Origin of the sequence: Micromonospora sp. DT4 (assembly GCF_049841675.1) — a bacterium.
Taxonomy (GTDB): domain Bacteria; phylum Actinomycetota; class Actinomycetes; order Mycobacteriales; family Micromonosporaceae; genus Micromonospora.
Window position 1 is genome coordinate 1 of record NZ_JBNCKT010000215.1, and the last position, 4,108, is coordinate 4,108.

At 68.1% G+C, this 4,108-nt stretch carries 2 protein-coding genes; both read left to right on the forward strand.

The features are described 5' to 3' along the window. The first annotated feature begins 90 nt into the window (after positions 1 to 90). A complete protein-coding gene (locus ACLQ24_RS28765; protein ID WP_425894877.1) occupies positions 91 to 2,757 on the forward strand; it encodes a hypothetical protein in 2,667 nt (888 codons plus the stop codon). A 293-nt stretch (positions 2,758 to 3,050) separates the two neighbouring features. Further along, the gene (locus tag ACLQ24_RS28770; RefSeq protein ID WP_425894878.1) at positions 3,051 to 4,031 is read left to right on the forward strand and encodes a DUF2399 domain-containing protein; all 981 of its coding nucleotides are present in this window, start codon (positions 3,051 to 3,053) and stop codon (positions 4,029 to 4,031) included. The last annotated feature ends 77 nt before the right edge of the window (positions 4,032 to 4,108 follow it).

Sequence of the window (4,108 nt, forward strand, 5' to 3'; positions counted from 1 at the left end):
GCCGACGCGCGTCCCGCACCGTAACGCCCATACACCCCAAACGATCACAAACCATTTGGGTTACGGGTCAATAACCGGCAGAGCCCGCACGTGGAGTTGCGGTGGGCCCATCGGCTGCACGTGCCGTTCGGTGACACGGAGGACGAGCGGGCCGGCGGCGCCGACGGCTTGTGGGATGCGCTGCCGCGCAGCAACGGCCGCACCGACATCCGTGCCAACCGGCTCGCCCGTACCCTGTACGGCTCGACGGTCAGGTGCGTGTCCTTCCTGTCGACCTCGGTACGGGCCAGCCCGACCGCGAACCTGCTCGCCCAGCCGCTCAACGAGCTGACCCCGGAACGGATCTTCGAGGCCATCGGTGCGCTGACCGGCCTGACCGCCGAGATCGAACAGGAACAGAAATCCCGGGCCGAGGAGTACGAACATGCCGGGCGGGCCGCGCGGGCCGAAGAGGAATACGAGCTGTGGGACGACCGGATGAAGGTGGTGGAGGACGGCATCGCCTCACGGGAGCGTGCCCGGACGTTGCTGGCCGAGGCGCGTGACAGCTGGCGAAGCCGCTGCGCCCGGTACCTGGTCGACGGCTTCCACGAATCCGAGCGGATCGGCCAAGACGTCGAGGAGAAGGAACGTCGGCGCAAGGAACTGGACGCGCAGATCGAGACAGCCGGTGAGAAGGTCAATCGGCTGTCCGACGACAAGGCGTTCGACGAGAGCTGCCGAACCCGGATCAAGACGTACGAGGATCAGAAGGCCGTTGAGAGCGCGCTGAAGGTCGAGCAGAATCAGAACGTCGGCTCGATCGAAACCCTCGGTGGACAGCTGCGGACCCTTCAAGCCGTCGCGGACGTCGCGGACGGGCGTACCGTTGAACAGGCCGAGGAGGAGATCGCCGAAGCCGGGAGAATGGTCCAGGCAGCGGAGCGGATCAAAGGCCGTACAGAGCACGCGCTGCGGGTTGCCAAGGCGGCGCTGTCGGCGGCGGAGAAGGGCGAGGATGTCGCGGTCGCCCAGGTTCGGTTGCTATGGGCGAACGACATCACCGCTGCGCCGCTGGTCGACACGATCTCCTTGACCGAACAGCAGCGGCCTGTATGGGAAGCTCGGCTGCTGCCCTATCGGCACGCGGTCGCCGTCGCTCACCACCAAGCTCAGGAAGCCGTCCAACTACTGGCCGCGTTACCTGGAAGCTTGCTGGTCGAAGCAGACCCGGCCGACCACCTGCTCGGGCCAGGCCTGCCGGCCGCCGCGGATCCCGACCTGCCGTTGGGTCGATTCCTCGCGGCGTTGGCAAAGCGAGCCGGTGCTGACGGTCATATCGATCCTGTGGCTGGTGTGCACGGGATCGCCGTTCTCCCGGAGGCCCTGACCGGTCGTGCTGGCCGAATCCGAGCCGCTCAGGATCAACTGGAGAAAGCCGCCGGCGAGGACGACGAGGCTGACGAGGGGATCCGTGAGGCCGAACGGACCAAGAGCCGCGCTGACGCGCACCTGCGTGGCGCGAAAGCCGAGGCCGAGGCTGGTGCGGTTCAAGACAAGGTGACGAAGCTCCGTGTTCGCAACTCCGCCATCGAAGGGGAGCTGAGCAAACTCGACGGACCGTTGCGGCAGGCGAAGATCGGCTACGAGGTCGCTCTCGGTGAGAAAGCCGCCCGGGCCCAGCAGATCGACACGGCGCGCCGCACTCTGGCCACCCTGAAAAAGGAACTCGAAGAGAACCGCAAACAGTGGAACGCACTGCTCCAGCAGCGTACAGATTTCGATCTTCCCCGCCTGAACGCGCAGTGGACCGGAACGGTGGATACCGCCGAGCAGCACCTGCTCACGCTCGACGAGAGCGAGGCGATGCGGCCGCCGGCGGAGTGGGACGAGGTGTGCGCGCGGCTGGCCAACGAGGTGCGCGCCGCGTGCTTTCCGCCCGGTGACCCGGAGCAGAACCGGCCGGAGGAACTGCGCGTCGTCGACGAGCAACGCGCCGACCGGCGCACCGGAGGTGCATATGTGCGGCTGATCCCCGATGTGTTGCGGATCGTTGGGAACTTTCTGACCGATCATGAGCGTGTCGACCGGGAGAACGCGTCCCAGATCCAGCGGGAGCGGCAGGCGAAGACGATCACCCTGACTGGAGCGAAGGCCGCGCTCGACGAGGCTCGGCGAACGTCGGAGGCGTTGCGGTCGACCACCGCCAAAGCGATCAAGGCGAAGCTGCGGCAGGTGTCCGACGAGTTCGACCGGCTCGACCAGACCTACGGCGGCTACGGCGGCAACCTCGACTTCCCGGAGCCGGAGGCCCCCGCCGACCCGGAGAAGCCGTGGCAGTGGACGATCACCCCACGTTGGCGGCGCGGCGAGGGCAAGCCGCCGTCGTCGTACCGGCTGCGCGGCAACACCGCCCAGATGGACGACAAAGCAGTGAAGCTCGTCTGCGCGGCGGCACTCGCCGGCGCCCAGGACCGGCCGCTGCTGCTGGTCCTTGACGAACTCGGCCGCAACCTCGGCGCGGCACACCGCCGTGACGCCGTCGCCCTGTTCGAGAACATCGGCCGCGACCGGGCGATCAGCGTCGTCGGCGCCCTGCAGGACGACATGGAGAGGTACGCGATCGGCGCGTCCAGCCTCTACATCAAGCTGCGCCGCCCGTCCGACGTCATGCCGTACAACCAGGCACCGGTCGTCATCGGCAGCGAAGCCGACACCGCCCGGGTGCAACTGCTCTCCGACTGGATGACCTCGTTCCGGCCGGAGCCGCAGACATGACCGACACCGACGGCACCATCCCTGGGGAACCGGATCCCGAGATCACCCTGAGCTGGATCCGCGACTATCCGGGCCTGGTCGCCTACGCACCACTGCCTCCCAGCGGCCGCTACCCCCGCGACAGCCGAGGCCGACCGAGACCGCGCTCTGCACGGCTCCGCACCGCAGAACCGAGCGAGGCCCCCCGCCGACCGGACGGGCTGCTCAGCGACAGCGACTGGAGCTGGGTCATTCGCAGCGAGCACGGCTGGGCCGGTGTCAGCAGCAGGTTCGGTACCGACGCGCTGCGCATCATGCTGGAGCTCGCCGAATCCGGCTGCGTGACTATCGGCTACACCCTCAACGGCAACGCCCTGGCCCAGCCGCCACGCCGGGTGTACCCGCACCCCGACCTCGCGGCAGCCGAACAGAAACGTCGAAGCCGCCGTCGGGACGACACCAGGACCCTTCGCACCAGGGCGGAGCAGATCGCGTCGGCGCTCGCCGACGACTGGCCGGATGCCAGCCGGGCACTCCGTGATACCGATCATCCCGACCGGTTGCTGTGGGCGGTGCGCGCCGCCACCGACCTGGCCGAGGGCCGCAGCCACGATTCGCTTCGCGCCTTCGTGCAGAGTCACGCCAAGGACACGAAAGCCCGCGACGACGTGAACCATCTGCTCGCCGCGATGGGCTTCGACCACGAGACGCTCATCGCGCTCGGCGTGGCCCGCAACCCGTACATCGGGCTCGGCGGCCCGATCCTGCTGCACACGACCGACGGCTCCGTCCTTGACCTGTCGGCCATGCCCGGGCCGCATGACATCCGGCTGAGCCCCCGCATGCTGCCCCGAGTGACCGTCACTGGGCCGGGTGATGTCCTGCTGGTCGTGGAGAACCGGCAGGCGGCCGAAGCGGTCTGTGACGCCCGGGCCGATCTGCCGGTCGTCTGGTGCCACGGGCAGCCGCCCGACGCCGTCGTGTCAGTGATCGTCCAGGCGGCGCAGCAGACCTCCCGGGTTGTCATTTGCGCAGATGCCGACCTCGGCGGCGTACGCATCACCGCCCGCATCCACGACAACCTGCCGTCGGTCACCACCATCCACGTCGTGGACGTCGGCACCGTGCCGCACGACGAAGGCCGGCCCTTCAACACTCACAGCCGCAGCCGCCTCCAGCAGCTCGCACAACGCCCGGATCCGGTTGGCGTCTTCGCGCAACGCTGCCTGCACCGGGGCTACGCGCTAGAGCAGGAAGCCACCGCACGCGCCGCCCTTCAGGCTGTTTTGAAGTAGCTATTGACCAGTAACCCAAAGGTGCCGTGGTTAGCCGGCTGCGTAGCGGACTTCTGGCTTGCCGAACAAGGCTTTCA